The organism is Bacillus cereus group sp. N31 (assembly GCF_016483245.1).
In the GTDB taxonomy this organism is placed as follows: domain Bacteria; phylum Bacillota; class Bacilli; order Bacillales; family Bacillaceae_G; genus Bacillus_A; species Bacillus_A toyonensis.
The window spans coordinates 1-1,290 of record NZ_JAEHCH010000067.1 but is presented as its reverse complement, the minus strand read 5'-3'; the positions used below and the strand labels follow the sequence as shown (position 1 = coordinate 1,290).

The following is a 1,290-nucleotide window of genomic DNA, read 5'->3' as shown; positions in this document are numbered from 1 at the left end:
AAAAAGTATTTCATTCTAAGTGGACTGAAACAGGGGGATTAAAACCTGGGAAAATGGATTGGTTTTGGATAAAGTTTGTATTTGAAGATAACGGCACAGATCAGAACGTGTTCCAAGGGGATAGTATTGCGCTAAAAATGGAGTTCCAAGCCAATCAAACAGAAGGACAAGAAAGATAAATTTAAGAGCATATTACTGGTAAAAAGTAAAACTGAGCTTATGCCTTTTAATTATTTAAAAAATTTTAGGTTATTTAAAATAAAACACAAAAATAACTTGTAGGAATCCCTACAAGTTATTTTTTAGATAATGTAAAAAAGGTGAAACAAACTATCTCATAATTTGAATCGGAGCAAACACTCTAACTACGGGTTGCCTTCATTATATATCAAATCTTAAAATGTGAAGTTATAATATTTGAAAATTATGTTAATTTGGAGAGAGAAAATAAAACCCTGATTATAATCCCTAAAAATATCCAAAGGTTTTGCAATTAGACTATAAAAAAAGAGTCCTATTTAAGATATTTCTATAATGAAAAAAGACACCTGTGAAGGTGTTTTTTCATCTCTTCTTATTATTCTAGGCAGAATAATATTTATAACAATGATAGGTAATAGGTACTCTTAGGTTAATGGCAATATGATAATCCCCATCAATGAACAAAACAATTTAACATGGTAAAATAATATTTGGATGGGAGTCCAATACATATTATTAAAATTAAAGTGGTTCAAGTCGAAGGAAGGCACCTTAGGGTGTCTTTTTTTGTACATAAAAAAGCCTCACCATCTTATAGAAACAGTAAGTCCTTGAAAATAAACAACGATTGCAAATATATTAATTTTACATTAGATTAAAGATTAGCGAATATTCGTATACTAATAAAGTGCTAAATAGTAGGTGAAAAAATGGAATTTTACGATTTGGGTATTACCATTAAAGAAATTAGAATTAAAAAAAACATATCACAATCCGAATTATGTCATGGAATATGTTCACAAAGTCAAATTAGCAAAATAGAAAAAGGTATGATTTATCCATCTAGCATATTGTTGTATCAATTATCTGAACGGCTTGGTATTGATCCAAATAATATATTTGCACTAACTCAAAACAAGAAATTAAAATACGTAAAAAATGTAAAATACGTAATGAGAGATTGCGCAAAGCAAAAACAATATAAAGAACTTTATGAAATAGTAAAACAAGAAAAAAAACAAAATAATTTTCAATCAAAAGAAGATAAACAATTTCTAATATGGCATGAAGCAATTGCTATATTTGAGG

2 protein-coding genes are annotated in these 1,290 nt (G+C 27.9%); both read left to right on the top strand.

Annotation, left to right across the window (positions count from 1 at the left end; all coding sequences use genetic code 11):
• The coding region (locus JDS81_RS29750; protein ID WP_242481425.1) for a CalY family protein at positions 1-179 on the top strand (179 nt) is incomplete at its 5' end.
• Between the two features lie 732 nt (positions 180-911).
• On the top strand, positions 912-1,290 hold a 379-nt coding region (locus JDS81_RS29745; protein ID WP_199688683.1), incomplete at its 3' end, for a helix-turn-helix domain-containing protein.